Raw genomic sequence first — 25026 nt, 5'->3', positions numbered from 1 at the left:
CCTCCTGTTATCAACGATTTCCAAATTTTATATTATTTTTAATTCTCGTCATCACGAATTCAAGCACAACCATAAGAATACAAATCATAATGACAATTGTCGTTGTTTGAGCATAGTTATACGTATTAATCGCTTGTGTTAATAAAAGACCTATACCGCCAACCCCTATCATTCCTAAACCGATAGATTCAGAAACGTTCATTTCAAAACAAACAGTAATCCAAGCAACAAAAGCAGTTATACAAAGGGGAATCAATCCGTGGTAAACAATTTTGAACCAGGAAGCCCCTGTTGCCTTCATCGCTTCAATAATCTCGCCGCCCGACTCTTCAATACTTCCTGTGAACGTTTTGACTAGGTAGCCGACTGCAGAGATCAATATGGCAATAAAACCTGACACATTGCCAAACCCCAGGCTTGCAATTACCATTAACCCCCAAACCAAGGAAGGGACAGAACGAACGATGGCGAAAAAACCTTTAATAAAAATCGCTACATAACGATTTGGTGCAATATTTGATGCTGCTAAAAAACTTAAAAACATAGCTAAAAAAACAGCCACGACCAATGTTAATAAAGCCAATGCTAAGCTGGTCACAATATTCAAAAGAGCATCAGGAACAATTGAGAAATCGACAGCCATCATTCGGCTTAAAACGTCTGGAACATTTTCTAATCGTTCAAAAAACTTTTGCATATCTAGGTTAATAAGATTCACCGCTGCAATAAACACAGTACCCAATAGAAGAAAAAGAAGAATCGCCTTGCCAATACTTCCTTTTGACGTGACTCGAATATGCTCCATTTGTTTTTAATCTCCTTACGTTAATAAACGAAACGTTTCCGAATCGAATTGGTTACTAACTCTGTTAATAAAATAATCAAGACAACTACCGCAATAATCGTAATTGCTTCTCCATATTTGAACAAATTAATATTAGTATCAATTAAGACACCAATACCACCCGCTCCAACAAGACCTAATACAGCGGACGCTCGGACATTAATTTCAAAGGCAAATAATGTCCAATTAATCCAAGCTGGAACAAACTGGGGGATCACTCCATGAAACAAGATTTGAAGATAAGAGGAACCATTCGCCCGTAATGCCTCAAGCTTTTCTCCGGAAATTTCATCGATTGATTCTGCATAACTTTTACTTAAAAATCCGATTGTGACAAGAATTAATGCCAAAACGCCAACAATCCCGCCAATACCAAAAATATAAATCAATAACGCTCCCCAAATAATAAAAGGGATGTTTCGTAAAATTGAGACAAAACCGCGGGTTACCACTCGTAATGTTTTAAATTTATTGGTATTTTCCGAGATTAATATTCCAAAAATAAACGCAATAATTGTAGAAATGTAAGTTGAGATGACCGCATAACCGAGCGTATCAATTACCGCTGGAATATATTGTTGGATATTCTCCGCGTTTGGCGGAAAAAACTTCTCAAAGAAAAACATCACAAAGCTTGGTAAGCCCATAAGCATGTCTATAAAAGAAATCTCTAAATAAATAACAGAGAAAATTAGTACGGCTAGTATTGCTGCCACAACCGCAAATGTTTGTTTAGAATCTCTGTGATCGAGCGGGATTTTATGAACATGTGCAGTTTTATTATTCATCGTTTTGTCCCACCGCCACTTGCATTTTTCTTTTTCCTTCATTTTCTAAATGTGTTGCACTTGCACTTTGAAGCTTCATTTGCGATTCTTTTCCTTCATAGATATTTTGAATCATCTCATCTGTTAATTGGGATGGTGCTCCATCAAAAACAACTGTCCCTTTTTTTATTCCAATAATACGTGTGGCGTATTTTTTTGCGTAATCAACTTGATGAAGATTGACAATACATGTTAATTTTTTTTCATTAGAAATCGTATGAAGCTGCTGCATGACAATATTGGCAGAAAGAGGATCCAATGACGCGATCGGCTCGTCCGCAAGCAATAGCTTCGGTCTCTGTAAGATCGCCCGACATATTCCAACCCTTTGCATTTGTCCTCCGGAAAGCTCATCAGCTCGTTTATAAATTTGGTCCTGGAGACCAACTTTTTTAAGAAGTTCAACGGCTTCTTGCTTGTCTTCATGACGATAGAGACCAAGCAGACTCTTATATAAAGGAATGTTGCTTAATTGGCCATGGAGAACATTTTTAATGACATTTGTTCTGCCGACCAAATTATAATGCTGAAAAATCATTCCTATTTTTGATCTCTCTTTGCGTAATTTCCGCCCATTTAGTTTCTCCAAATGCTGACCATCGAATATAACTTCCCCTTCCGACGGGTTTACAAGGCGATTAATACACCTTATAAAGGTTGACTTTCCAGCACCAGAAGGACCAATAACAACAATAAATTCACCTGGATAGAAATCTAAAGAAATTCCATTCAAAGCACGTGTATCTTTTCCGTACACTTTAACTAGGTTTTTTATTGATAATATTGGATTCATCATTTTGATTCTTCCTCTAAAGCATTTATGGCATCAAGCATTTCAATCGTAGGATCATAATAGTCTTGTTCAGTCGCTGCAAATCTAGCATTTGGATCATTATGAACAGCCTCAAAATATTTCTCATCATCAAATGATACAAACGCATCTCTTAAAGCTTCTTTAAAATCTTTTGGTAAATCCTCGCGAACAATATAAGAAGCGTCAGGAATATTGTCTGTCTGTCCGATAATTTTGAAATCACCTTCTGAAACAGCTCCCGCCTCAATCATACTATCTAGAGCACCTTTAGCCACTGCCGCTGCGTCATAGTCACCCATCTTTACACCCATGGCACTGTTTGGATGTGATTCGGAAAAGGTCACATTCTCAAAAAAGTAGCCGGACTGTTCAACTAAATCTGGATCTAGATCAAACTCCTGTACCAGAGTCCCCTTTGGAAAAAGATAGCCGGAAGATGAAGCAGCATTTACAAAGGCAAAGTTCTTTCCTTTTAAATCTTCCATATTGTTGATTTCATCATTATCCTTTTTTGTAATAAAAGCCGTATAATATTCAAGACCCTCTACATGAGGAGTAACTAACAATTCCGCCCCTGCTTTTTTATCTGCTTGATAATAGCTCATTGGACTAGCGAGCATCACATCTAAATTTCCACTTGCTAAAGCTTCAATACCAACAGCATAGCTGCCCCCTTCAAACTCCTTCACTTCAATTCCTAATTCTTCTGAAAGGTGCTCTCTCAATGAGGTATGCATAGAAGCTGCATTGGGGTTGTTTTCGTTTGGCATTTGAACTAAAGTCAGTTCTTCCGGCCATCCTTTTTTTTCAGTGTCAGCTGAGGCAGAAGATGATGAATTCGCTCCATTCCCGCAAGCTGCCAAAGTGGATATAAGTCCTACTGTTAGAAATAGTTTTGATAGTTTTTTCATCATTTTGTTTGTCTCCTTTTTAAAGTTAATTAACAATTATTAAATAGATCCTTACTGCGATTTTTAAGACCAAACATTGATTACCTCATCTATGTAAAAATAGAGATTTGATATGCTCTCACCCCTCGTTGTATTCAACTTGTATTCAACTAAAATATACAGATAGATTGTTAACTTAATATTTTCCTGGTGTAAAGATTAAGTTAATAAATGTAAAGTTAAAAAAAGTGTCTAATAACTGGGTGGGTGTGAGAGGTAGTAGTATGTATTGAAAGGAAAAGTGGCGTTGAAGCTAGAGAGTGAAAGCTTTTTTAAAAAAATACAAGTGAAACTAAATAAGCCTTAGCTCATTTGCTAAGGCTATTAAAACGTTAAAAAATTGTTGCTTTTTGGTTTCATTCATTTCTAACAATCATCTGCTTTATTTAGATGCAGGGGAGGTGGCACTAGCCATCCTTTTTCTTTGTTGAGTCGAAGGACCTTGCCACCAAGAGTTGCCTTTTGTGTATGTAGTTGCCCAAACATCATAGCAATGTCTTCTCTAATGGACTGTCCAATCATTTGACTACATGAAACCAACCCGGCGGCAATATTAGCAGATAAAGTAGCAGCAATTTCAGGATCCATAAATTTTGCTCCTACTGGTATATCCTCTAATCGAGCATTGGGACGTTCTGGTGGTGTAGGAGGTAGTCCGACTCCATTTTCCTTTAACAGATTTTCAATTTGTTTCATTTCTTGTTGACATTGTTCTATGGCTTCGACTAATAGTTTGCGAAGATCCTCATCGCCTGCATGATTCAGTTTTGTCTGGTATCCTGCTACCATGCCCTTTGAAGCTAACAGAAAAGACCAAGCACCAAAAACCTCTCCATAGTGTAATGGTTCGTTTTGAGGATTACCACTTAAAATTCCCATAAAAGCACTCCCTATTGTTTTCTTAAAATCCATTAAAAATTCTCCTAAGTAAGGTTGATGTCTTGCTAGACAAAAAATAGTATGTGCTGGTTATTTTTATCTATTCATTATCTATAATTGACAAAAATAAAACTGTAAATAGTAACAATAATGCAATAAGAATGAATTGTGGGTGAAAGAAGATGTCAGGAATTGAATTAATCATTAGAGTATTACTAACCTTTCTAATCATGTTCATAATGGTAAGGATTATGGGCCGGAAAGAAATAAGTCAAATGACCTTTTTTAATTTTGTATCTGCTATTGCTATAGGATCAATTGGAGCAATCTTGCAGTAAATAAACAGCTTAGTGTGGGTAACGGAGTATTGGCGCTTATCCTTTGGGGATCGATTACACTCTTATCAGACTATATCGTATTAAATTCCAAAAAAGCTAGGATTGTTCTTGAGGGAGAACCGAAGATTGTCATAAAGAACGGAAAAATGATGGAAGATGTTATGAGAAAGACAAAACTTGATATAGATTCTATAAATTCTTTGCTAAGACAAAAAAATATTTTCTCTATTTTAGATGTTCGATATGCAATACTTGAAGTTAATGGAGAGTTGTCAGTAGTGAAGAAGGAAGAAAGTCAATTCCCACAAAAAAGGATTTCAATATGCCAATACCTAATAAAATAATTCCACTTCCAGTGAGTGTCATTACTGATGGTAACGTTATAAAAAGAAATTTAAATGAATACAATTTGGATGAAAACTGTCTTAATACAAAATTGGAGGAAAATGGAATTAGGTCGATAAAGGACGTTTTTTACGCTGAAGTTCAAGAAGATGGCTCACTCTATATAGATAGGAAAAGAGGGAGTTACAAATAGGATCATATGTTGGTCTCCTACTCCTATAAGAGTCATGTCGGATTTTTAGTTTAGATAATTTTGTGTTTGATCAAATTCGATAATGTATATAAACCAAGGGATAAGCCACCGTATATGAAATAAACATCCAGAAGATATTGAAAACTGTTAAAGTAAACTACCTTTCTCTTGACATACAGAAATCATTTAACACAAGTTGTAACGAATAAAAACAAGAATATAATTAAGAATTTTCCATTCTCTCGTCAATAAGGGAGTTGCGTAACCGGTGAACGTCTTTGACTGGCGGCAGTCCAAACATCCGCGCATACTCCCGGCTAAAGTGCGATGGGCTCTCATATCCAACTTGAAACGCAGCTTCCGCCGCATCGATTGATCCAGAAAAGAGCAGACGGCGTGCCTCTTGCAATCGAAGGTGCTTTTGAAACTGGATCGGACTCATCCCAGTGACTTCTTTAAAATAATGATACAAAGACGAGGAGCTCATTCGAGCCTCTGCTGCCAATTCGTCTACACGCAGGGGCTGTGCAAAGTTGCGGTTAAGCTTCTCGACGACCCTTGCAATTCGTTGTGCATGGCTTCCGGTGACTGCAAATTGCGTCAAAGACGTGTTGCTTTCGTTTTGAAGTATCCGATAAATAACCTCCCGAATGGTAGGAGGCACCAGCAACGGGATATCCTCCGGCGCTTCGACCAGTTTCACAAGCCTTAGCACTGCGTCCATGAGCGTATCCTTCATCCTGCTTACTTTCAACCCTCGACTGGCCTCCCCTCTTGCTCGTATGGTCTTCCCAGATACCTGAATGACATCAAGAATCTGGTTCATATCGAATAGAATCTGCAGACTTAAATACGGTATTTCTCTCGAAGCTTCTATCACTTGTCCTGTAATCGGCAAATGTATCGAGGCAGTTAAATAGCTACTTGGATTATACTGGTACACCTCTTGCCCCAACATAACCGCCTTGGAACCCTGCGCTACGATGCAAAGGGAGGGTTCATAGACTGAATAAACAGGCTCGGATAACTGGGAAGCACGAATAAAGCGTAAACCAGGAACTTGTGTGTCATGTATCCCGTCTTCTGGTGTGGATTTCTCTATAATCTGTAGCAGTTCTCTCCTTTGCTTTTCGAACCATTCACTCATCCTCTAATCCCCTTCCTTTCACACGAATAACTTAACTTTACATTTTTCTGGAGGATTAGGCAATCATCTCGTATGATTCTGCTACCGCCTAACTTTCCCCTGATAAGATAATAATTATATAAAAAATTGCGGTGCACAGGTAGGAAGTTCGTAACAGTGGAACCGATGATCAGGTAGATACACTTGTACATTCGCAAATGGAAGGGGAAGAATATTCTAAAATGAATACTCAAAATGTAAAAAAACATCCTTATGTTGGAATGTGGATAACAAAAGACGGTTACATCCGGCATGAGTTGTTGCCGAACGGCCGGTACGAAGAAGCGCGTGGAAACCGGAAGAGCGCTTATCAAGGCCAATATACCATCGTAGGCGATCATATAGAATATGTGGATGATACAGGGTTTACGGCAGACGGAGATTTCCGCGATTCGGTGCTCTATCACGCCGGTATGGTTCTCTATCGTGAAAAATAATTTTTATAAATCAAATCAAAAGGAGAAATGTATAATGTCTAAAATCAATGGGAAAGTAGTTGTGATTACAGGTGCAAGCAGTGGGATTGGCGAAGCAACGGCGAAGCTTCTGGCAAGCCGGGGCGCCCATGTCGTCATTGGAGCTAGACGGGTAGAAAGACTGGAAGCTCTGGCATCTCTCATTGAGGCAGAAGGAGGTTCAGTCGCTTATCAACAGCTAGACGTTACGAATATCGATCAGATGCAAACGATCATTCACTTGGCGCATAGCCAGTTCGGCCGTGTGGACGTCGTCGTGAACAACGCCGGTGTGATGCCTCTATCTCCCATGGAAGCCTTGAAAGTCGACGAATGGAACCGAATGATCGACGTCAATATCCGGGGGGTTCTGCATGGCATTGCTGCAGGCCTCCCGGTTATGAAAGAGCAGCAATCCGGTCACATTATTAATGTGGCTTCCATCGGTGCCTACACGGTCACGCCGACGGCAGCGGTATATTGTGCTACCAAATACGCCGTTCGTGCCATCACGGAAGGTTTAAGACAGGAGGTTGATGGCAACATCCGGGTAACGCTCGTTTCTCCCGGTGTGACTGAGTCCGAGCTCGCAGAGAGCATTTCAGACAACGAAGCTAGAGAGCTGATGAAATCATACCGACGCGACGCTCTCCCGGCTTCCGCCATCGCTCGTGCCATAGCTTATGCGATAGAGCAGCCAGAAGATGTAGATGTGAACGAGCTGGTTGTTCGGCCCACAGCCCAACTTGCTTAACGCTATCAATAAACTTCTTTGTAATCGAATAACGAATCAGGCAGTCATATTCCCAAACAATCTAGCTATTGTTTGGGAATAAAGTTTGATTAAAAATGCTATTCAATCCTTATATATTAGGAAATGCAAAAACTCCAATTAAAAAAGGATAGGCTCAAATCAAATTCTTCGTTTTAGCTAAGTATGAGACTATTATAAAAAAGCTTTACCAAGAAGCTCACTCTATATAGATAAGAAAGAGGGAGTTACAAATAGGATCATAAGTCATTTGTATTGACACATTGCAGGTTTAAACTATTTAAAAAGATTCTCGTTAAGATTTAAGAATAATTGATCGTTATCTCCACTCTTTATAGGTTCAAAACGGTTAGTAACAAAAAACAGGACGAAAATTCAAAACATCCATTTTAACCACACTATTGTAAAGGGTTACAAAAACTTCGTTTCCAATTCCTTCGATTTACTCAAATGTGCTTCATAGGAAAAAATACAGTCAGGGCAATAGCCTAATTCGTGTTTAAATTCATACCATTCATTACAATGTATACACCGCTTATATAATACAGAATTAATTAACAGGTCATAACCATAATACGTAACTTTTTTCTCAATTTTCAAGTTAATTCCTCCGTATAATTTAATTGGGCACAGTATAGTATTCAGAGAAGGGAAAATTGTGAAGTAACTGAAATAAGAATTGAAGATTCTGATAGACTTTGAAGTTTTTATAAATTGTTGATTTTACTTTTCAATGGAGCTGAAAACCTTGAAAATTGAAATTTAAGAGGTTTTCATAAAAAATAAGTTTATTGGATATACAAGTCTGCATAATTAATAACTATGGTATCAACACCCATTTTTTTTCATACTATATTTTTGGGGTGATTAAAATGGCAAGAGCAAGTTACCGAAGTTCAGACGTTGATTTAATGGCTAGAATGATGAGGGCAGAAGCTGAAGGTGAAGGAAAACAAGGCATGTTATATGTTGGAAATGTCATTGTTAATCGGTTAGTAGCTAATTGTTCAGACTTTGAAGGACTGAGAACAGTCCCTCAAGTCATTTATCAAGTGCAAGGTGGAAATTATTCCTTTGAAGCTGTTCAAAAAGGTAATATGTTTTATCAAAGAGCCCGAGAATCGGAAAGAAGATTAGCGAGACAGAATTTGGACTTTTGGAGACAACACCCGGCTAAGTATGCCCTTTGGTATTTTAATCCATATGCTCCATGCCCACCTACATGGTATGGTCAGCCTTTTGCCGGACAATTTAAAAATCATTGTTATTATGAACCAAAAGCTGGAACTTGTGATGGAGTGTATAGTGGTTAAGCTTACTCATGCAGGTAAGCTTTTTTGTACTATCAGAAAGCATATGAATTTTATGGATGATAGTATAAGAAAAACTAAGGCTTTCGCCATTAGGACTTGGCGACAAGCCAAGTTTTTCTAATCTATAATTATATGAATCTTCACAATGGGCGGCGGTTTGTTTCATTGATTGGGTAGATGACGGACTATTGAAACATAGATCTTGCCAACAATGTCTTTCATGTACTTTATGAAATGCATGGAAGACATTACGCTCATGAGTCAAACGAGTTATGTTCTTCATGTCTTAAATGAAAGACAATTTCCGCTTGACCCGTACGGTGGATGTCTTTCATCACTAATATGAAAGACAATTCCCCCTTGAATGGCATGACGAAAGTCTTTCATCGTCAACCAGAAAGAACATCCCAATCTCAAAATCTATCCTTTAAGCCTGAGTATGTGAGTGATCTCTTTGTGAAAGTGAAATCGCATTATCTCTTACAATCTTTTTTCTTGTTATAGAATACACGGCACATAGCAACGAGATGATGACGATGACTCCTCCGAACCATGCAGTGTTGGAAACTGATCCGGTTTCACTTAGTACAAAACCGCCAAATGCTGATCCGACTGCAATACCTATTTGTAAGGCGGAATTATTAAAGCTTTGCTGAATGTCGGATGTAGCAGGATCTGTTTGAATTAAATAGCTTTGTTGAGGTGGTGCCAAACTCCAACTTAATGCTGCCCATACCATCATGATCGGGATAAATAAGATCAGTGAAAATGTCGTAAATGGTAATAAGAATAAAATGAAAGCAAACGAACTAATCACAACGATAATGCTTTTTTGCGCGCCGATCGAATCTGAAAGAATTCCCCCAAATGCACCTCCACTTACTGCCGCAATCCCAAATAGTAAATAACAAATACTGATCAGATTAGAATTGAGATGAAGTTCCGATTCCAAAAATGGAGTGAAATAGGCGTAAATTGTATAATGTCCTGCTAACATAAACATCGTTGCAAGGTGTGCGCTGCCTATTTTCGTGCTTGCAACGGCTTTGATTTGCTGTGAAAGAGGAACCGCATTTTCTCCCGGAATTCGCTCTAGAAAAATAGAGATTAGAATGATGGAGCCAATGGATAATAGGGCAATCCCAAGGAAAATGACACGCCAGCCAAAAGTATTGGAAATGAGGATTCCAAGCGGTACACCCATTACAAGTGATGAACTAATTCCCATATAGATGAGCCCCAAAGCTTTTGCCCGATGTGATGGAGCCACAATCTTGGCTGCAATTGTTAATGACAGGACGACAATAAGTGCTGTACTCATGGCAGTCAAAACTCTAGCAATCATCATAAAAGTAAAATTAGGGCTAAAATAGGTCATGATATTCCCAATGAAGAAAACAAACAAAGATGCTAGATATAATTTTTTTCGCTCAATTTTACTGGTTAAGACAAGCAATACAGGTCCGGCAACCGCATAGATAAGAGCAAAAACAGATATAAGTTGACCAGCAGTACTTAATGAGATACTAAAATCATTTGCAATCGTAGGCAGTATTCCTCCTACGATTAATTCAACCAGTCCAACTGCGATGGTTGATAAGGCAAGAATAAAAACTTTTATGTTCATTGTATTTTTTCATCCCTTCTGTTATATATTTTTCAGAAATAAAAAAAATCCTGATTACAGAAAACGAATTTTTCATTTTCTGTAATCAGGATTTTAAGGTTCCTGGTAGAGACCCTCCAGCCATATTCCAGAGGTTATACAGGTATCAATTATTTAATTTCGATCATACTTTGAAGAGTTTACTAGATTTTAAATGATTTTTCAAGGGCTAACTCCTTATGAATTTTCTGATGCTTTTGATATCCAATATGAAATTCCGTATAATTTGCTTATAAAGGGGGTGTTACTAGATGGAGAATCACGAAAGATTGTCCGGGACTTCTTCCACTCATGCAAAGCCTATTATTGGAAAGGCGATACTTTGCATGGGGTGAAATATTTATTTTTATCGCTGAACAAGCTTTTCTAATAACTTGGCTTTGCACCTTATTTGAAAGAAAACTAAAATAAGGGAGCGGGCTAAAGTGAAATATATTAATGCTACCAAAGTTTTACCAGAGAAACTGATCGTGGAGATCCAAAAATATATCCAAGGGGAAACCCTTTATATTCCTAAGCAGGAAACAGAGCATCGAAAATGGGGAAGCTTAAGTGGCGGGAGACAAATGCTTGATCATCGTAATACCGCCATAAAAAATTCCTTTGCAGGTGGAAAGAGTATTGAGCAATTAGCGAATGAATATTACCTTTCAACCGAAACGATCAAGAAAATTGTCTATTCACATAAAACGTAGAAAAAAGCACTGGTGAGAATTCTTTTTCATCAGTGCTTTTTAGGTATAAAACAGTACTAAGTCGTTTTCTCCATTTTATAAGCTGACGATATTCTTTAAAATAATGATAAAAAGACGTCAGCAAATGAACAGGAGAGTTACGTGATGAACGAAAAATTTATAAAAAATGAGCAATTGAACTTTATAAAAAAACAGATTGCATTGATAAAGGATATTTCCAAAAGAAATGTACCCAAAAGTGTTTTGCTAGCTGAAATAGACTTAGCTAATGCTAAAATTATAGACAATATGCCACATGCAACAGAAGAACAACTTGAAATGCTGGATATATCCACCTTAAGAACTGACGTTGAATATGAGCAGTATATCCAACATTTATCGTCCTATGTGCTGCCTTTTCCGAAAATCACAGAGCAGCATTTGAAAAAGATGTTTCCCAAGAATAAGAAATTAAAGTTGCCGGATTTATCAACAATCGACCATAGCAAACTGACATATTTGAGCTGGACCGATCTGGGATTAAATAAAAAATTTATTGTTTATGAGCTGGATGGGAAAATGATTGGTATTGAATGTAAAGTTACTCCGACAAGTAAAGCTAATTATTGTTCGATTTGTCAATCTATAGGTGAGGTAACCTATTTTTCTACTAAAACAAAAGCCAAAAAATCTAAAAATCCCGATTATTATAAGTCCATCGGCAATCTGATTTGTACGGATAGTAATGAATGTAATAAAAAAATAACGAATGTTGAGTATTTAACTACTGTATTAAGAGAAGCGTTAGCTAAGTGATCGGCTCGCATCTATTAAAGCGCTATATAGTAAAAGCAGGTACAAGAGTATGTACCTGCTTTTAGATTTAAACCTCGACCTCATTCATTTGAACCTTTCCTTTTTCCCATTTCACAAACATTTCTAAAAGAATAGACAATAATACGCCCATGATAAATCCATTTGAAACTAAAGGTTGGATTAAGCTTGGTAATGTATTGAAAGTGTCTGCGTCCATATTCATTATGCAGACCCCAACTAAGACAGGAATAGCAAGGCGATGAATCGTAATCGAGTTAAATGATTGATTATGAATGCTTCTTAATGAAGTTCCGAACAATTGAAAATAAGCGACAAACAGAACGGCATTACCTACTGTAACAGGTAATGTAGCCAGCAAGCCTCCCAAGAATGGAACACTACCTAATAAAACCATTAATCCTCCGCCAATCAAATATGGGCGAAGTTGAAAGATTCGGGTGCTTTCTAAAAACCCAATCGAAGAGGCAAATGGTGCATAAGGAACTAAACCAAATAATGCTGATACGATCGAATATGCGCCATTAAGTAAATAAGACCGATCCAAACGACTTTGTGAAAACGTATCATTAAACATAGTTGAGGCCGTTGACACTGATGCAATCGTATTACTTAAATTGATAAAGCTTGCCAGAAATGTGATGGCGATAATCCCAATATTCAAATTTGGTGTACCCAGTGGAAATAGGTGTAACCCCAAGCCGGTCGATTGTGAGATCGTGCTTTGCTCCGCTGGAAATAAAATCATATAAAAAATCCAGCCAACAACAATCCCGATCAATATAGCAAAATTACTAATAACTGCCTTGCCTTTGATTTTAATTAAACATACTAGTAAAACAACACCAAGTGAAAATAAACTAACCGGAATATCCAATTTTCCGTCAGGAGTAAACTTTAGCATTCCTTTGAAGAAAATGAGAATTAATTGAAAGGTTAATAAAAACAAGTAGACACTCATGACCATTGGTGTAAACACTTTTTGGATATAAGAAATAAGTTTTAATGAGCCTAAAATAAGGACAACAATACCGGCAAGCAGCAAACCACTTGCGATCCCGCCACCGATCGTTTGAAGACTTGTTCCAGTGGAAGAGGCAATCACACATAAATTAAGCATCAAGCCCCACATAATACCGGAATGTCCTTCCATTAATGGATATCGATGTCCGATCAATCCTTGTAATAAACAAGCAATACCAGTGAAAACAAGGGAGCTTCGAAGAATCATAGAGATTTCACTATAAGGCAGATCAAATGCTGTCCCAATCGAAATAGGTACAACAATCGTATTGGCAAAGATAAAAAACAACCATTGCAAGGATGCAAAGATTGTTGCAGATGATGATAGATTTTTCATTTCATACCCGTCCTTCTTTTCATCCTGGATTTATAAATTATTTCAACAAAACAATATTATTTTACCTCTAATAAATGAAAAGGGAAAGGTTCTGTTGCTGGAAGAAAAAATTCATGGATGATTATGGTATATTTAAAATAGCGCAATAGGTTCGTGATTTATATGCAAAAATGGAATATCATATATGACCTGCTATAGGTTAAATATGCAAATTTGCTATACTTTGGATAGGAATTGAGGTGTCGGAATGAAAATAAAAGATAAAGAGTTTTTTAGATTTGATGTCAAATACATTATAAGATCTGCAGAAGAAAAAGATGCTAAAAGCCTATCTGAAGTTCGTGTGAAGATTGATGGAGAAACAGAAAATATGGACAGAGAAAAAGGCGAAGCATATCTAGATGAAGCAGGATTTATACAGGTCATTAAAGAGGATACAGCATCTGAAAGAAACCTCTTTTTAATTGCAGAAATAAATGGAGAGATTGTTGGGTTCTCAAGATGTGAGGGAAATCAATTAAAAAGAACTTCACATAAAGTAGAATTTGGCGTATGTGTATTAAAGGATTACTGGGGCTATGGTATCGGACAAAATCTGATAAAAGAATCAATTTTTTGGGCTGATTCAAACGGTATTAAAAAAATAAATTTGAGTGTTCTTGAAACAAATCAAAAGGCGATAAAACTGTATGAAAAATATGGATTCACGGTGGAGGGGATTTTAAAAAACGACAAAATTCTCTCGGACGGGAAATATTATCATACAGTTTTAATGGGTAGATTTAAAATGCCTGAAACAAATACTTAGAAACTAACTAAGGGGTTTTTCGAAAATAATTTCAAAATAAGAAGCAGAACCATACCCAGCCGTAGCAGGAGCGAATATTTGCACAAATCGCCATCCATCCTTGGCGTGGTTGAGTATGATATCTTGATAATCTTCTTTCGGCTTTCTATTCCAGTTACTAAGATCAACTTTTACAAATTTATATTCGTACATAATGAAGACCTCCGATATATTTGTCTATATATCAATATACGGATGAGAACAATGAAAGTTTCAGTTAATCAGTAAATGGAATAAGGTTTACTACTGGTTTGATCAAAAATAAAGTGCTTTTCTGATCTTTGGATTTAACGGTCAAGACGCACGATCTCCGCATCGGGATTTGATTGATATAAGATTAAGTCTTTTATCATTTTTGCTCCAATCATGCTATAAACTGTCCCATTTCCTCCATACCCAAGGCAGTAAAAAACCTTATCGTTTTCCGGAAGCGGCCCGATAAACGGCAATCCGTCAACTGACTCACCAAATGTGGCTCCCCATGAATAAGCAACATCAATTTGATAATCAGGAAAATGCTCTTTTATTTTTTGAAGCAGTAATTCACCATATTTTTCTATTGTGTAGTTACTAGATGGAACTTCATTCTTGTTTTCATCTAGTCCCCCTGCAATAATTCTACCGTCCTTTGTTGTCCGCATGTAAAAATAAGGGCGTTTTGTTTCCCATATTAAGCAGTTTTCCATCCAATTTGGAAAGGAAGGTAAGGGAGTTGTAGCAATCGCATATGTACGGTTTATTTTCCCTCCTAATTTTTTAGCAAATGGAATTGATTCATAGCCGGTAGAATAAATTACTTTTTTTGCAGCTATTTTTCCGGTCTCTGATTGAAAATACATAAATTCCTCATCTGATCCGGCTTCCTCCAAGTCTGTCTGCTCATAGATTTCAACACCTTGTTGATGTGCATTTTTAAAAATGCTGTGAATAAATTTAAATGGGTTTACTTCTGCATCACCTTTGGTTAATAAAGCAGCAGGTTTTTCAAAAGAGTAGACTTTTTTTATTTCATTTTTATCTAAAAAGTCAACGTCAAATTGATGCTTCTTGAGCGCGTCAAATTCTTTTTGTAGCTTTGGGATATCTTCTTCAGAACTAGCATAATACAGGCTATCTCTGCGTACAAAATCAACAGGCTCAGTAAGTTCATTTGCTATTACCTGTAGTTCGTCTACTGCCTTCAAACAAAGTTTATAAAAGCGAACCGCCCTTTCTTCCCCTAGCTTTTCAATAAATTCATGGAGCATCTTGTCATTTGCATATTGTAGTAAACCAGTGTTAGCGGCTGAACTTCCACTACCAACGGTTTCCTTTTCAACTAATACAGTCTTGATAGGAAGTTTTGATAAAGTATGGGCACATAAAGCACCTGACATTCCACCGCCTACAATTAAAACATCACAAGTCATCACGTCATTAAGTTTTGGATAATTTGATATGTTGCTAAACGTCTCCCGCCAATATAAATTCCCATTATGTAATTCCATTTTCATGCCTCCTCATAGATATAAAAGACTAATACCCGTTTCTAGTTAGAGAAGAACATTAATTTTTATTTTTCCGACATGCATAATAAGTTAATAAATTTCATTAATTTGGGAAAGTTAAAAGAAAAATAGGGACAGGGGGCGTTTTGGGTGACTAGTTCAGCTCGAATACCAATTACATCTTCAGAATTAGGAAACTTGTGGATGACATATCAAGAAAAAACAATGATTATGAGATTTCTTGAATATTTTCTTGAACACGCTGATAATGAGGGAACTAAGAATCTTTTACAACAATATTATGAACGTGCAGGCAAAAGTGTTGAGGTAGTCACATCCATTTTTCAAGAGGAAGGCGCAGTCATTCCAAATGGCTTTACTGATGAAGATGTGAATAAAGGTGTTCCAAAACTTTTTAATTTTATGTACGACCTCATGTATTTACATATGATGGCCAAGATAGACACTAATCTTTATGCACTTTATTCCACGATGTCTTATCGTCAAGATATTAGACAATTTTATAAAAGATTAACAGCTGAAGCACAAGAAACATACGATCAAACAACACAGAGCCTTTTAGAAGCAGGAGTTCTTTCGCGGCCGCCTTATGTTTCCATGCCAAAAGAAGTGAAGTATGTAAATGACAAAAAATATATGACGGGAATAAACTGGTTTAGTAATGAAAGGTCTTTAAATACGATCGAAATTTCTCTTATCCATCATGCGATAGAGACAAACCTAACAGGAATGCAATTAATGATTGGGTTTGCTCAAGTAGCAAACAATCAACAGGTAAGAGAACATTTTATAAAAGGTATGGAGCTTTCAAAGAAAGTTGAAACATCCTTAGGCGAATTTTTGCGTCAAGACTTTATAGAACCTCCTGCAACTTATGCCGGAAAAGCTACCGATTCAACTGTTGCCCCATTTTCAGATAAAATAATGCTGTATATTACCAGCCTGTTAACCACATTCGGACTTGGAAGTAATGCACTGGGAGGAGCCTTTAGTTTACGTACAGATTTACCTTCTAAAATGATCCTCCTTTCGAAAGATATTCTGGATTTTGCAAAGCAAGGTGGAAAACTTATGTTGAAAAATGGTTGGATGGAAGAACCTCCAATGATAGAAAATCGAAATGATTTGACAAAGAGATAAGAGGAAGTTGGAACACTATCATTGGATATTTTGAATAATTATGATGAATTAGGAAATTGTAATTATTTAATGATGTTGAAATAAAAAGTTCGTGACAAGGTGCGCTATCCAAGGAAAGGGGATTAGCGCTATTTTTAATTAAATGAATGAAGAGCAATAAAATAATATTTTTTACATATGTTTTCAGTGAAACTTGTTGAGGGGGAAGTTCGTATATGGAATTAACACAATAGGGGAGGAAGGACTGTGTCAACTTCTTGGAAACGGCCCAAAATTCACATAAAGAAAACAAAAAGTGAATGGACTTGGGATGTTATTGGATATGCTTTGTATTTAGGGTCACTAATCTTCTTAATGGTTGTTTGGAACATGCTTCCTGATGAAGTTCCTGCACATTATAATGCTATTGGTGAAGTTAATCGTTGGGGATCAAAGTGGGAATTTTTGATTTTACCTATTATCGGGGCATTTTTACTAGTCTTCCTGCAGCTAATTGAAAAATATCCAGAAGTGCATAATTATCCTGCGCGGTTAAATGAATCCAACGCAGAAAAGTTTTATTTACTAAGTCGAAAACTAGTAAATCAACTGAAAAATATTTGCTTAATCCTTTTTGCTCTTATTATATATGAATCAGCATCTATAGCTTTAGGCTGGGGAACTGGCTTTAGCAAATGGTTTTTGCCATTAACTATTTTAGGTACGGGAATTCCTATTATAATAGGAGTAATGAAACAAAGAAAAATTAAATAAAAAGGCTGCTTTCACAAATTTTTAATCTTAAAAGAAAAGTTATAAAAATATGAATTTAGGGGGCACTCACAATGACAAAACAATTAATCGTGAAAGATGAAATTATGATTAACGCAACACCTTCAAAAGTCTGGGGAATTCTAACAAAACCAAAATATGTTGCACAGTGGGATGAGTTACCAGAAGATTATCCTAATGAAGATATGACTGAGGGAAGCCAGGTCGTTTGGGAGCTGCCTGATGGAGGGAAATCCATTACAACCATCATTAAAGCAGAGGTAGGGAAGGAGCTCATTATTTCGTTATTTGTTTCGAGATGGGAAGTCAAACCGAACGAAGGTGATGTGGCTTACCGTTATCAATTAGAAGAAATGGGAAACCAGACCCTGCTCAAATTTGAAATTGGTGACTTTTCCCTACTTAGTAATGGTCAAATGTATTATGATGCTTCAGTGGAATTTGCTCAAAAATCCAAGCAAGTCATTAAGCAGTTAGCTGAAAATTGAAAAAGGAAGTGTGGATTTTATCGATAATCCTAAAGACAAATTAAAGACATAAATGTTTGCTTTTATTGGTGCTGTAATAGGTGCAACTTTGGAATCTTAGCCTATGTAAATGATTGGTTGGGTTAGGAGCACATAAATAGATAGTCAATTCATTACATTAGGACTTGGTTTATTGCCAAGTCCTAATGCCACTAAAAAACATTTACTTTTTATGATAACCATTCTCTCCATATGGCTGAGTTTGTTCCAGCCATTTTTCCTCAAGAAGGGCTAAAGCCTCCTTTTCATTAAAATAAGGTTCGTCTTTCTTTTTTAGTTTTTCTAAAATAGTAAATGAGAAGGCATCTTTCCCAAATTCATTCCATTCTTTTTGTAGTTGTTTGTTAGGAACGAAACCATTTGTTTCTAACATGAATTTTTTCCCATTTAAATTTTTAAAGTTTCTTGTACTACCAATAAAGATTTTGTTATTTTTTTCATTTTTAATTTGATAAACACCTGCTTCAATGGGGATTTCTTTATATTGATGTTTCAATTCTTTTTTACGGTCCATGATGTTTTCCTCCTTGTTCTCCTTATTTTCTAACCCAATACTGACTTCCATCTGATTTACGGTCAATAAAACCGTATTCAATTAAATATCTTCTGATCAGAGCATAATCTTCATAATAGCCTTTTAACGTTTGATTGAGCTCTTTTTCATTGTAGATATGTTCTGACTTTAATGCTCCGGCAATTTCTCTAAGCACAACAAGTCTTTGTTTTTCTTTTGGAGGGAATTTACTCAAGGCCTTGCGTGTCCCTGCAGGAAAGTATTTGTTTATTATTTTTTCTTGTTCATCTTGAGTAGTATTGTACCTGTCATCTACCATTGTGGCTGTTTTATGGACGGGTAAAAAAGCAGGAGCAAATTCATCCTTTTCTTTTAATAACTCCATCATTGCTAAAAATGTCTTCGCTTGTCGTTCCTTTTCTTTTAAAGCAAATCGGTGCTGGCGAATGGTAGAGGTGCTTCCAATGTTTAGTTCATATTGAATGTCTTTGTCACTTTTCCCTTGATAAAAAAGCTGTAAAAGCCGCTTTTGATGTTCGGTTAGACCTGTTAGTTTTTTATCCATTCCAATTAAATAATCAAAAACACTATTATGAGTGCTTTCAATATGGATCCTCATAAATCTTTCTGCTTCGTAAAGTCTATCTTCATAAGGATAAACAATCCCTTTTTCGATTTTTTTCTCACATAACAAGCAAGTATAAGAGTCTTTAGTTTCGATGTATCCCTGTTTCAGATCTTCAAGGGTTGCTTCCCAAAATATACCGGATGTTTCCATATTCATACACTTCCTAACGTTTGTATATAAACATAATTATATTTCGTTTGTTGTTTATATAAACATAATATTAAATTGTTTATTTGATGTCAAACAAAATGATGGACGTTTTATACTTTTGTTTATGAATAAGAAGTATTTTTAACTGGAAGGTTGTATAAAAAGGAGACCTTGCTATAGTTATAATCATGGTATATAAAATAGGATTTAATCTAAAAAGTAGGGGGACCGCACTATTATGGTGATCATGATTATTATTATTTTAATCGTATTCTTATTTGATTTCACAAGGCTGAGAAGGCAAAACGATATTTTAATAGAACAAAATGAAAAAGTAATATCATTGTTGGAGGAAATAAAAAATAAAGAATGAAAAAGACTGCGTATAAATTGTTATAAAGATACTTTACTCACATTGACTAATATTTAGGATCGCTATATAATTTAATTGTGAGGTGAAGATTGATGAAATCGCGTGACCAGCAGTTGGAACAGTTCGTGGATTGTTTTCAAGCGATTGGCCGATCTATGAAGCGAAATCAGAGAAGTAATCATAAAGCAACAGAGATGACGAAGACACAGTGGATCATTCTTCGCTTCCTTTGGAAACACGGTAGTTGTTCTATTGGCCAGCTTGCAGAGCAGTTGGAAGTTCGTTCCAGTTCCATGTCTCAAATGATTGATCGCCTGGAATTAGCTGGTATGGTTTCTCGGGAACCGAACCAACAAGACGCTAGAACAAAGGTAGTGACCTTAACAGATACAGGAAAAGATTCTATTATGAAAATGAAAGATGCTCAAATAGAGTTGCTGGCAGGTCCGTTTAATCAGCTTACTTCAGAGGAACAAGAAATACTCGTGAACATCTTAAAGAAAATGACATACAATCTTAATCACTAGGAAAATAAATGATTTTCCAAATAGGAGGGCTTTTTCTTGAAAATACTTGAAACTATTCATTCCCGTCGTAATATCAAAAACTTTAAATCTGATTCTATTGATAAAGAGCTATTAAACAAATGGCTTCAAGCCGGTACTATGGCACCCAATCATAAAATGACAGAACCTTGGGAAGTGCTAGTTATTGGAGAAGAAACAAGAGCTAAATTGAATCATAAAGCAGACTTTTTTGGTGCACCTGTTGTTCTTGCCGTATTATCTAAACATGGTGCAACAGATATCGAAACATATGAAAACTTGATCACTACAGCATGTTTTGTTCAAAATTTTAATTTAGCTGCATGGGAAGAAGGAGTAGGAACATTCTGGTCATCGGTTGGAAACGCTCAAAAAAATCGTGAAATACTAGGTGTTTCAGAAGAATATGATGTAGTTGGAGTACTCGGTGTCGGATATCCGGAGGAAATTAATGCTCCAAAAGACAGAAAACCAATTCAAGAGAAAATTAAATACTTACCATAAAAAGGACGAGGGATAATCTCGTCCTTTTTAATACTTATCCCTAATAATGGTATGGAAAGTACGAATAATACTGCTGCTGTGAATAGTTCCAATCATGTTGATTTTGATATTGTGAAGATCTGTGGGAACGATTTTGTTGCTTTTTACAATCTTTAGTAGGACCGATGAAAGTGGATGGTGTAACAGGTTTGATTGCCTCTTTCCATTTTGATTCATCCATACAGTATGTGTGAGCCATAATATTTGAAGGCGTTAATTTTAATAGATCTGAACCTAGAATAACTTCCGGAGTATCTGCATCAAAAATAGCAAGCAAGTGAGTGTTGTCTACCGTAGCTACTTCATAATGCCACCATGCTTTTGGGACATTGGCTACTTGACCAGGTATAATTGGGAAGTTTTGAATTTGTTTCGTATTTGGATTCAATATGGAGACAACCGCTGCACCGGAAATACAATAAACAAGTTCAGCCGCATTCTGATGATAGTGTGGTTCAACCACATTATTAGCACTAAGGTAAATATCTAGTAGTGAAACGTTTTTAAGTGTGTTTAATTGCTGGACACCTAAAATGTTAATGTAATTGTTTTTATCTTTTTTCATAAGCGGACTTTTATTTAAATCATAGGTGAATTGTGCTGTTTGTGAATTTAAGGCCATTCTTTTCTTCCTCCTCTTTTTTTAATGTTCTACCCAATTTATGTTAAAACTGGATAATAGGTGCACTTCCGTATTTTTAAGGATTGTTTTGGAGGTAGGCAGTAGACTATTTTTCTGAAATGAAGGACACTCCTCGTTTTTTTACATAAAAAGTAATAGGCATTAATTAAAGTAATGGAGTGTGCATAATGGAGGAAAAGGAGAATGTAAAGCACGATTCATGTAACCATGATGAACGTTGTGATGAATGTCATAAATGCAGTAAATGTAACCCGAAAGATGAATGCAAGCGTAAAAAGTCAAAATTTCGTGCAAGTTGTCATGAAATGTTGCGGCCTAAATGTCCGGAACCTCATAAATGTCCACCAGGTTGCAAGGATTGCAGAAAGGAACAAATTGTTTGTCAATCACATGGAGATCAAGGAGGACAAGAACAAGGAAGCCAAGAACAAACACTTTGGCAGTCGCATGGAGACCAGGGAGGGCAAGCTCAGGGAGATCAGGAGCAGAATCAGACCATTGGAGATCAGGAGCAAGTTTTAACAATAGGTGATTCACAGCAAAGTCAGTCCCTCGGAGACCAACAGCAGGAGCAGAACCTTTATCAAACACATGGAGATCAAGGAGGCCAGGCACAAGGAGATCAAGAGCAAAATCAGGCACAATCGCATGGCGATCAAGATCAACAACAAACACTAGGCAACCAAGACCAGAATCAAACACAATCACATGGAAATCAAGAACAAACACTTGGAGAACAAACACAAGAGCAGTCACATGGAGATCAAACTTTAGGAGATCAAATTATTCGTGGACATACAAATATATCACCACTAAATAATACACAACGAATTGATACGAATGTAAGCGGAGTGACAGTCAATTTAACAACAAATTGCCAAAGTGATGTTATGTGTGGTTCATGCAAAGAAAACCATCATCAGGAGAAAAAGAAATGTGATGAAAAAGATCATTGTGAAACATGCTGTAAGTGTTCATTATGTTCTTTGCTGAGGAAAGTGCAAATACTGCAAGCTTCAAGTGAAGATAACGGAGTTAATATTTTACTAACCTTCCCGATAGCGGCTAACCCAGTTGAAGATCAAGAGATTACGTTTATCGACCATTGTAAAACGGTAACATTTAAAGATAGCGATCAGGTAGAACCGAATCCAAGAACTACAATCCCACTAGGAAATATATCTGGTATTAGTGTAAGTAACACTGCTTCAACAGAAGAGTTTTTCAATGCCCTCATTGAATATGCTTATAGCTGTGGAACTAAAAATGATCATGATGTTTGTGAATGTGGGAAAAAATTAAATAAATGTAAACATGAGATCAGTGGAGATCTAGAGGCTGCAGCGAAATTCGGTCTTGCTGTAAATCTATTCATCGCTGGTCAAACAGACCCCACAGAAAACCTATATGTTCTAAACGTCTGTGACTGTTTAGTCTTCCTGGTAGATGATCTAACAGACCCAACGAATATCTCCATCATTACTATATGTGCAATAAATGGATATGTCATACCATAAGGACAGGGGGACAGGTACCTCGTCCCAGCGAAGCGCTGGGACATGGTACCTGTCCCCCCGTTTCTGTGCTATTATTAAACAGGAATAAGAAACCGTTCCTACCTACCATTTCATTGAGGGTAGATTTTTGTTACAATATTTTCTTTAGAAGAGTTGTTTGCCGGAAATGAGGATATGTTTCTTGAAAAAGTATGAAGCAGGTGCTTTTTATGATAAATGTAGTTGGGATTACATATGACAATCAAATAGAAAAGAATCTCTCGATACATGACGCAGATTTAGATCTGTATAAGTGGTTTTGGGTAGATTTTCATGAACCTAGTGATGATGAGATCAAGCATCTTGCTTACACATTCCGTTTCCACCCACTGGCGATTGAAGATTGTATTCAAGTCCTTCAGCGTCCAAAGCTGGATTATTATGATGATCATAGCTTTTATGTCACACATATAGTCAGAGAACAAGACAATGAAATTTACAAAGAGGAAATTGACTTCTTTGTAGGTGAAAAATTTATTGTGACCTTTCATCGTATGCCGTCGAAAGAAGTAGCTCAGGTCTGGGACAGATTATTAGGGCAAAAAAATATGGAGAAATGGGACAGCTTTTATGTGTTCTATCAAATTTTAGACAAGATTGTGGATAATTATTTCCCACTTATTTATAAAATAGAAGACCGGCTGGACAAAATTGAAGACAATACACAAAACAAATCGATGACTGTGTTAATGAATGAGTTATTTGATACAAGACATATGCTGTTAAACTTAAGACACAGTGTGCATCCAATGCGTGATTTACTCTACCGCATGTTAAATTCTCATCACTTACATGGGATAAGAGAAAGAAGAGAGTATTTTTCCGATATTTATGACCATCTTTTGAAGCTATCAGAAATGGTTATGTCAAATAGAGAAGTAACAGCCGACATACGGGACAGTTATCTCTCATTAAACTCACATCAAACAAATAATGTCATGAAGGTTCTTACAATTATTACCTCCATCTTTGCCCCGTTAACATTTATCGCAGGAATTTACGGTATGAATTTTGAGAACATGCCTGAGTTAACATGGAAATATGGCTACTTTTTATCATTGGGCTTAATGGTAGTGATAGGAATTTTAATGTTTTTGTGGTTCAAAAGCAAAGGCTGGTTTAAGTAACTAGGAATAGTATTAAAAATTGTTAAAATGATAAGGAGAAATTATGGAAAATTGGTTAATGTCAGTTATGGAGAATTACGGTTATGTAGGGATTATGTTACTAATTGCTTTAGAAAATATTTTTCCTCCAATTCCCTCAGAAGTAATTTTAACTTTTGGCGGTTTCATGACCACTACGACGAATCTATCAATAACGGGAGTTGTCATTGCCTCAACAATCGGTTCTGTCATAGGGGCTGGTGTGCTATATTTTATCGGGTTACAGCTTGATGTTGAAAGACTAGATAAAATCGTAGAAAAATGGGGCCATATTCTACGTTTGACAAAGAAAGATATCCACAAAGCTGATGCCTGGTTTGATAAGTATGGACCTTGGACAGTTTTCTTTTGTCGGTTTGTCCCATTAATTCGCAGTCTGATTTCGATTCCTGCCGGGATGTCTAATATGAAGATGGGGTTATTTTTTGTTTTAACAACATTTGGAACCCTTATTTGGAATATTGTCTTAGTATACCTGGGTGCATCGGTTGGGGGATCATGGGAAGCAATTGTTGAAAAAATGGATATTTACTCTGATGTCGTGTATGTCATTTTGGCTTTACTTGCGATTGCTTTTGTTATTTTCTTTATTAAAACTAGAAAAAAGAAGTGATTCTGCCGGTAATAAAATAGTAGGAGTGACGCTAAAAATGTCTGGTATATTG

Annotated in this window: 32 protein-coding genes and 1 riboswitch; of the genes, 18 read left to right on the top strand and 14 right to left on the bottom strand. The window is 36.5% G+C overall.

The genetic code is table 11. The features are described from left to right. Window positions 1-10: 10 nt before the first annotated feature. The 5 genes from BK577_RS02415 to BK577_RS02395 form a co-directional block, all read right to left on the bottom strand. The gene (locus BK577_RS02415) at window positions 11-805 is read right to left on the bottom strand and encodes a PhnE/PtxC family ABC transporter permease (protein WP_078431450.1); all 795 of its coding nucleotides are present in this window, start codon (window positions 803-805) and stop codon (window positions 11-13) included. Window positions 806-825: 20 nt separating this feature from the next. Continuing rightward, on the bottom strand, window positions 826-1632 hold the full coding sequence (gene phnE / locus BK577_RS02410) for a phosphonate ABC transporter, permease protein PhnE (protein ID WP_078431449.1): 807 nt from the start codon (window positions 1630-1632) through the stop codon (window positions 826-828). Beyond that, window positions 1625-2467: a phosphonate ABC transporter ATP-binding protein gene (gene phnC, locus BK577_RS02405; RefSeq protein WP_078431448.1), complete on the bottom strand. Its 843-nt coding sequence runs from the start codon at window positions 2465-2467 to the stop codon at window positions 1625-1627. The genes phnE and phnC overlap by 8 nt, the downstream gene beginning before the upstream one ends. Continuing rightward, window positions 2464-3399, bottom strand: a complete 936-nt coding sequence (locus BK577_RS02400) for a phosphate/phosphite/phosphonate ABC transporter substrate-binding protein (protein WP_139367251.1) — start codon at window positions 3397-3399, stop codon at window positions 2464-2466. Before BK577_RS02400 ends, phnC begins: the two co-directional genes overlap by 4 nt. 402 nt (window positions 3400-3801) lie before the next feature. Continuing rightward, entirely contained in the window at window positions 3802-4314 is a 513-nt protein-coding gene (locus tag BK577_RS02395; protein WP_078433435.1) for a DUF3231 family protein, read from the bottom strand. Between the two features lie 182 nt (window positions 4315-4496). Here BK577_RS02395 and BK577_RS26730 point away from each other — a divergent pair, with 182 nt between their 5' ends. The 3 genes from BK577_RS26730 to BK577_RS26720 are packed head-to-tail and all read left to right on the top strand — an operon-like array spanning window position 4497 to window position 5190. Further along, window positions 4497-4652: a DUF421 domain-containing protein gene (locus BK577_RS26730; protein ID WP_342743266.1), complete on the top strand. Its 156-nt coding sequence runs from the start codon at window positions 4497-4499 to the stop codon at window positions 4650-4652. A 29-nt stretch (window positions 4653-4681) separates the two neighbouring features. Then, window positions 4682-4996 (top strand): DUF421 domain-containing protein, encoded by a 315-nt coding sequence (locus BK577_RS26725; protein ID WP_342743265.1) that lies wholly within the window; start codon window positions 4682-4684, stop codon window positions 4994-4996. Then, window positions 4975-5190 (top strand): YetF domain-containing protein, encoded by a 216-nt coding sequence (locus tag BK577_RS26720; protein WP_342743264.1) that lies wholly within the window; start codon window positions 4975-4977, stop codon window positions 5188-5190. The genes BK577_RS26725 and BK577_RS26720 overlap by 22 nt, the downstream gene beginning before the upstream one ends. Before the next feature lie 223 nt (window positions 5191-5413). On the opposite strand, the gene BK577_RS02385 is transcribed toward BK577_RS26720, so the two are convergent. Beyond that, the gene (locus BK577_RS02385) at window positions 5414-6337 is read right to left on the bottom strand and encodes an AraC family transcriptional regulator (RefSeq protein ID WP_078431447.1); all 924 of its coding nucleotides are present in this window, start codon (window positions 6335-6337) and stop codon (window positions 5414-5416) included. A gap of 221 nt (window positions 6338-6558) precedes the next feature. Between BK577_RS02385 and BK577_RS02380 the strand changes: the two genes are divergently transcribed. Together BK577_RS02380 and BK577_RS02375 are read left to right on the top strand one after the other, a co-directional pair. Then, window positions 6559-6813 carry an Atu4866 domain-containing protein gene (locus BK577_RS02380; RefSeq protein ID WP_078431446.1) on the top strand — a complete coding sequence of 85 codons (255 nt, stop codon included), beginning with the start codon at window positions 6559-6561 and terminating at the stop codon, window positions 6811-6813. Between the two features lie 34 nt (window positions 6814-6847). After that, window positions 6848-7585 (top strand): SDR family oxidoreductase, encoded by a 738-nt coding sequence (locus BK577_RS02375; RefSeq protein ID WP_078431445.1) that lies wholly within the window; start codon window positions 6848-6850, stop codon window positions 7583-7585. A 429-nt stretch (window positions 7586-8014) separates the two neighbouring features. Here the strand turns inward: BK577_RS02375 and BK577_RS25685 are convergent, their stop codons facing one another. Continuing rightward, window positions 8015-8203, bottom strand: coding sequence for a hypothetical protein (locus BK577_RS25685; protein WP_139367250.1), 189 nt, complete (start codon window positions 8201-8203; stop codon window positions 8015-8017). A gap of 272 nt (window positions 8204-8475) precedes the next feature. Here BK577_RS25685 and BK577_RS02370 point away from each other — a divergent pair, with 272 nt between their 5' ends. Further along, on the top strand, window positions 8476-8916 hold the full coding sequence (locus BK577_RS02370; protein WP_026559170.1) for a cell wall hydrolase: 441 nt from the start codon (window positions 8476-8478) through the stop codon (window positions 8914-8916). Window positions 8917-9343: 427 nt separating this feature from the next. Here BK577_RS02370 and BK577_RS02365 read toward each other — a convergent pair whose 3' ends face one another. Next, on the bottom strand, window positions 9344-10543 hold the full coding sequence (locus BK577_RS02365) for an MFS transporter (RefSeq protein WP_078431444.1): 1200 nt from the start codon (window positions 10541-10543) through the stop codon (window positions 9344-9346). A 62-nt stretch (window positions 10544-10605) separates the two neighbouring features. Beyond that, window positions 10606-10705: riboswitch (purine riboswitch) on the bottom strand. Window positions 10706-11007: 302 nt separating this feature from the next. On the opposite strand from BK577_RS02365, the gene BK577_RS02360 reads away from it, so the two are divergent. Together BK577_RS02360 and BK577_RS02355 are read left to right on the top strand one after the other, a co-directional pair. Then, entirely contained in the window at window positions 11008-11277 is a 270-nt protein-coding gene (locus tag BK577_RS02360; RefSeq protein ID WP_078431443.1) for a CD3324 family protein, read from the top strand. A gap of 144 nt (window positions 11278-11421) precedes the next feature. Then, entirely contained in the window at window positions 11422-12072 is a 651-nt protein-coding gene (locus BK577_RS02355; RefSeq protein ID WP_078431442.1) for a FusB/FusC family EF-G-binding protein, read from the top strand. A gap of 67 nt (window positions 12073-12139) precedes the next feature. On the opposite strand, the gene BK577_RS02350 is transcribed toward BK577_RS02355, so the two are convergent. Then, complete coding sequence (locus tag BK577_RS02350; protein WP_078431441.1) at window positions 12140-13450, bottom strand: uracil/xanthine transporter; 1311 nt, start codon at window positions 13448-13450, stop codon at window positions 12140-12142. A gap of 247 nt (window positions 13451-13697) precedes the next feature. Here BK577_RS02350 and BK577_RS02345 point away from each other — a divergent pair, with 247 nt between their 5' ends. After that, window positions 13698-14258, top strand: coding sequence for a GNAT family N-acetyltransferase (locus BK577_RS02345; RefSeq protein WP_078431440.1), 561 nt, complete (start codon window positions 13698-13700; stop codon window positions 14256-14258). 3 nt (window positions 14259-14261) lie between these two features. On the opposite strand, the gene BK577_RS02340 is transcribed toward BK577_RS02345, so the two are convergent. Next, window positions 14262-14450, bottom strand: coding sequence for a DUF4177 domain-containing protein (locus tag BK577_RS02340; protein WP_078431439.1), 189 nt, complete (start codon window positions 14448-14450; stop codon window positions 14262-14264). Window positions 14451-14584: 134 nt separating this feature from the next. Further along, window positions 14585-15784 (bottom strand): NAD(P)/FAD-dependent oxidoreductase, encoded by a 1200-nt coding sequence (locus BK577_RS02335; protein ID WP_169908066.1) that lies wholly within the window; start codon window positions 15782-15784, stop codon window positions 14585-14587. Between the two features lie 150 nt (window positions 15785-15934). Here BK577_RS02335 and BK577_RS02330 point away from each other — a divergent pair, with 150 nt between their 5' ends. From BK577_RS02330 to BK577_RS02320, 3 genes are all read left to right on the top strand, one after another. Beyond that, complete coding sequence (locus BK577_RS02330; RefSeq protein WP_078431437.1) at window positions 15935-16945, top strand: DUF3231 family protein; 1011 nt, start codon at window positions 15935-15937, stop codon at window positions 16943-16945. A 246-nt stretch (window positions 16946-17191) separates the two neighbouring features. Continuing rightward, window positions 17192-17698 (top strand): DUF1648 domain-containing protein, encoded by a 507-nt coding sequence (locus tag BK577_RS02325; protein WP_078431436.1) that lies wholly within the window; start codon window positions 17192-17194, stop codon window positions 17696-17698. Window positions 17699-17769: 71 nt separating this feature from the next. Next, entirely contained in the window at window positions 17770-18204 is a 435-nt protein-coding gene (locus BK577_RS02320) for an SRPBCC domain-containing protein (RefSeq protein WP_078431435.1), read from the top strand. 202 nt (window positions 18205-18406) lie between these two features. Here the strand turns inward: BK577_RS02320 and BK577_RS02315 are convergent, their stop codons facing one another. Next, complete coding sequence (locus tag BK577_RS02315) at window positions 18407-18757, bottom strand: GIY-YIG nuclease family protein (protein WP_078431434.1); 351 nt, start codon at window positions 18755-18757, stop codon at window positions 18407-18409. A gap of 22 nt (window positions 18758-18779) precedes the next feature. After that, window positions 18780-19535 (bottom strand): DUF2087 domain-containing protein, encoded by a 756-nt coding sequence (locus BK577_RS02310; protein WP_078431433.1) that lies wholly within the window; start codon window positions 19533-19535, stop codon window positions 18780-18782. Between the two features lie 238 nt (window positions 19536-19773). Between BK577_RS02310 and BK577_RS26565 the strand changes: the two genes are divergently transcribed. The 3 genes from BK577_RS26565 (at window position 19774) to BK577_RS02300 (ending at window position 20957) form a co-directional block, all read left to right on the top strand. Then, entirely contained in the window at window positions 19774-19908 is a 135-nt protein-coding gene (locus BK577_RS26565; RefSeq protein WP_264144055.1) for a hypothetical protein, read from the top strand. Window positions 19909-20000: 92 nt separating this feature from the next. After that, window positions 20001-20435: a MarR family winged helix-turn-helix transcriptional regulator gene (locus tag BK577_RS02305; RefSeq protein WP_078431432.1), complete on the top strand. Its 435-nt coding sequence runs from the start codon at window positions 20001-20003 to the stop codon at window positions 20433-20435. Between the two features lie 36 nt (window positions 20436-20471). Continuing rightward, on the top strand, window positions 20472-20957 hold the full coding sequence (locus BK577_RS02300; protein ID WP_078431431.1) for a nitroreductase family protein: 486 nt from the start codon (window positions 20472-20474) through the stop codon (window positions 20955-20957). 40 nt (window positions 20958-20997) lie between these two features. Here BK577_RS02300 and BK577_RS02295 read toward each other — a convergent pair whose 3' ends face one another. Then, window positions 20998-21618: a cupin domain-containing protein gene (locus BK577_RS02295; RefSeq protein ID WP_078431430.1), complete on the bottom strand. Its 621-nt coding sequence runs from the start codon at window positions 21616-21618 to the stop codon at window positions 20998-21000. Between the two features lie 188 nt (window positions 21619-21806). Here BK577_RS02295 and BK577_RS02290 point away from each other — a divergent pair, with 188 nt between their 5' ends. The 3 genes from BK577_RS02290 to BK577_RS02280 all read left to right on the top strand — a co-directional run bounded on the left by BK577_RS02290 (window position 21807) and on the right by BK577_RS02280 (window position 24974). Next, a complete protein-coding gene (locus BK577_RS02290; RefSeq protein ID WP_078431429.1) occupies window positions 21807-23156 on the top strand; it encodes a hypothetical protein in 1350 nt (449 codons plus the stop codon). Window positions 23157-23365: 209 nt separating this feature from the next. Beyond that, window positions 23366-24322, top strand: a complete 957-nt coding sequence (gene corA / locus BK577_RS02285) for a magnesium/cobalt transporter CorA (RefSeq protein ID WP_078431428.1) — start codon at window positions 23366-23368, stop codon at window positions 24320-24322. A gap of 43 nt (window positions 24323-24365) precedes the next feature. Continuing rightward, window positions 24366-24974: a DedA family protein gene (locus BK577_RS02280; protein ID WP_078431427.1), complete on the top strand. Its 609-nt coding sequence runs from the start codon at window positions 24366-24368 to the stop codon at window positions 24972-24974. Window positions 24975-25026: the final 52 nt, after the last annotated feature.

This window comes from Metabacillus halosaccharovorans (assembly GCF_002019635.1).
Lineage (GTDB): Bacteria > Bacillota > Bacilli > Bacillales > Bacillaceae > Metabacillus > Metabacillus halosaccharovorans.
The sequence above is the reverse complement of the archived record's forward strand: the minus strand, read 5'-3'. Positions and strand labels throughout refer to the sequence as shown.

Excerpts from the sequence above, each read along its gene's own strand:
- BK577_RS02385 (WP_078431447.1), bottom strand. The coding sequence starts at position 6,337 with ATGAGTGAATGGTTCGAAAAGCAAAGGAGAGAACTGCTACAGATTATA.
- BK577_RS02355 (WP_078431442.1), top strand. The coding sequence starts at position 11,422 with ATGAACGAAAAATTTATAAAAAATGAGCAATTGAACTTTATAAAAAAA.
- BK577_RS26720 (WP_342743264.1), top strand. The coding sequence starts at position 4,975 with ATGCCAATACCTAATAAAATAATTCCACTTCCAGTGAGTGTCATTACT.
- phnC (WP_078431448.1), bottom strand. The coding sequence starts at position 2,467 with ATGATGAATCCAATATTATCAATAAAAAACCTAGTTAAAGTGTACGGA.
- BK577_RS02305 (WP_078431432.1), top strand. The coding sequence starts at position 20,001 with ATGAAATCGCGTGACCAGCAGTTGGAACAGTTCGTGGATTGTTTTCAA.
- BK577_RS02400 (WP_139367251.1), bottom strand. The coding sequence starts at position 3,399 with ATGATGAAAAAACTATCAAAACTATTTCTAACAGTAGGACTTATATCC.
- BK577_RS02290 (WP_078431429.1), top strand. The coding sequence starts at position 21,807 with ATGGAGGAAAAGGAGAATGTAAAGCACGATTCATGTAACCATGATGAA.
- BK577_RS02320 (WP_078431435.1), top strand. The coding sequence starts at position 17,770 with ATGACAAAACAATTAATCGTGAAAGATGAAATTATGATTAACGCAACA.
- BK577_RS02315 (WP_078431434.1), bottom strand. The coding sequence starts at position 18,757 with ATGGACCGTAAAAAAGAATTGAAACATCAATATAAAGAAATCCCCATT.
- BK577_RS02350 (WP_078431441.1), bottom strand. The coding sequence starts at position 13,450 with ATGAAAAATCTATCATCATCTGCAACAATCTTTGCATCCTTGCAATGG.
- BK577_RS02380 (WP_078431446.1), top strand. The coding sequence starts at position 6,559 with ATGAATACTCAAAATGTAAAAAAACATCCTTATGTTGGAATGTGGATA.
- BK577_RS02310 (WP_078431433.1), bottom strand. The coding sequence starts at position 19,535 with ATGGAAACATCCGGTATATTTTGGGAAGCAACCCTTGAAGATCTGAAA.
- BK577_RS02280 (WP_078431427.1), top strand. The coding sequence starts at position 24,366 with ATGGAAAATTGGTTAATGTCAGTTATGGAGAATTACGGTTATGTAGGG.
- BK577_RS02395 (WP_078433435.1), bottom strand. The coding sequence starts at position 4,314 with ATGGGAATTTTAAGTGGTAATCCTCAAAACGAACCATTACACTATGGA.
- corA (WP_078431428.1), top strand. The coding sequence starts at position 23,366 with ATGATAAATGTAGTTGGGATTACATATGACAATCAAATAGAAAAGAAT.
- BK577_RS26565 (WP_264144055.1), top strand. The coding sequence starts at position 19,774 with ATGGTGATCATGATTATTATTATTTTAATCGTATTCTTATTTGATTTC.
- BK577_RS02375 (WP_078431445.1), top strand. The coding sequence starts at position 6,848 with ATGTCTAAAATCAATGGGAAAGTAGTTGTGATTACAGGTGCAAGCAGT.
- BK577_RS02340 (WP_078431439.1), bottom strand. The coding sequence starts at position 14,450 with ATGTACGAATATAAATTTGTAAAAGTTGATCTTAGTAACTGGAATAGA.
- BK577_RS02365 (WP_078431444.1), bottom strand. The coding sequence starts at position 10,543 with ATGAACATAAAAGTTTTTATTCTTGCCTTATCAACCATCGCAGTTGGA.
- BK577_RS02295 (WP_078431430.1), bottom strand. The coding sequence starts at position 21,618 with ATGGCCTTAAATTCACAAACAGCACAATTCACCTATGATTTAAATAAA.
- BK577_RS02415 (WP_078431450.1), bottom strand. The coding sequence starts at position 805 with ATGGAGCATATTCGAGTCACGTCAAAAGGAAGTATTGGCAAGGCGATT.
- BK577_RS02370 (WP_026559170.1), top strand. The coding sequence starts at position 8,476 with ATGGCAAGAGCAAGTTACCGAAGTTCAGACGTTGATTTAATGGCTAGA.
- phnE (WP_078431449.1), bottom strand. The coding sequence starts at position 1,632 with ATGAATAATAAAACTGCACATGTTCATAAAATCCCGCTCGATCACAGA.
- BK577_RS26730 (WP_342743266.1), top strand. The coding sequence starts at position 4,497 with ATGTCAGGAATTGAATTAATCATTAGAGTATTACTAACCTTTCTAATC.
- BK577_RS02345 (WP_078431440.1), top strand. The coding sequence starts at position 13,698 with ATGAAAATAAAAGATAAAGAGTTTTTTAGATTTGATGTCAAATACATT.
- BK577_RS02335 (WP_169908066.1), bottom strand. The coding sequence starts at position 15,784 with ATGGAATTACATAATGGGAATTTATATTGGCGGGAGACGTTTAGCAAC.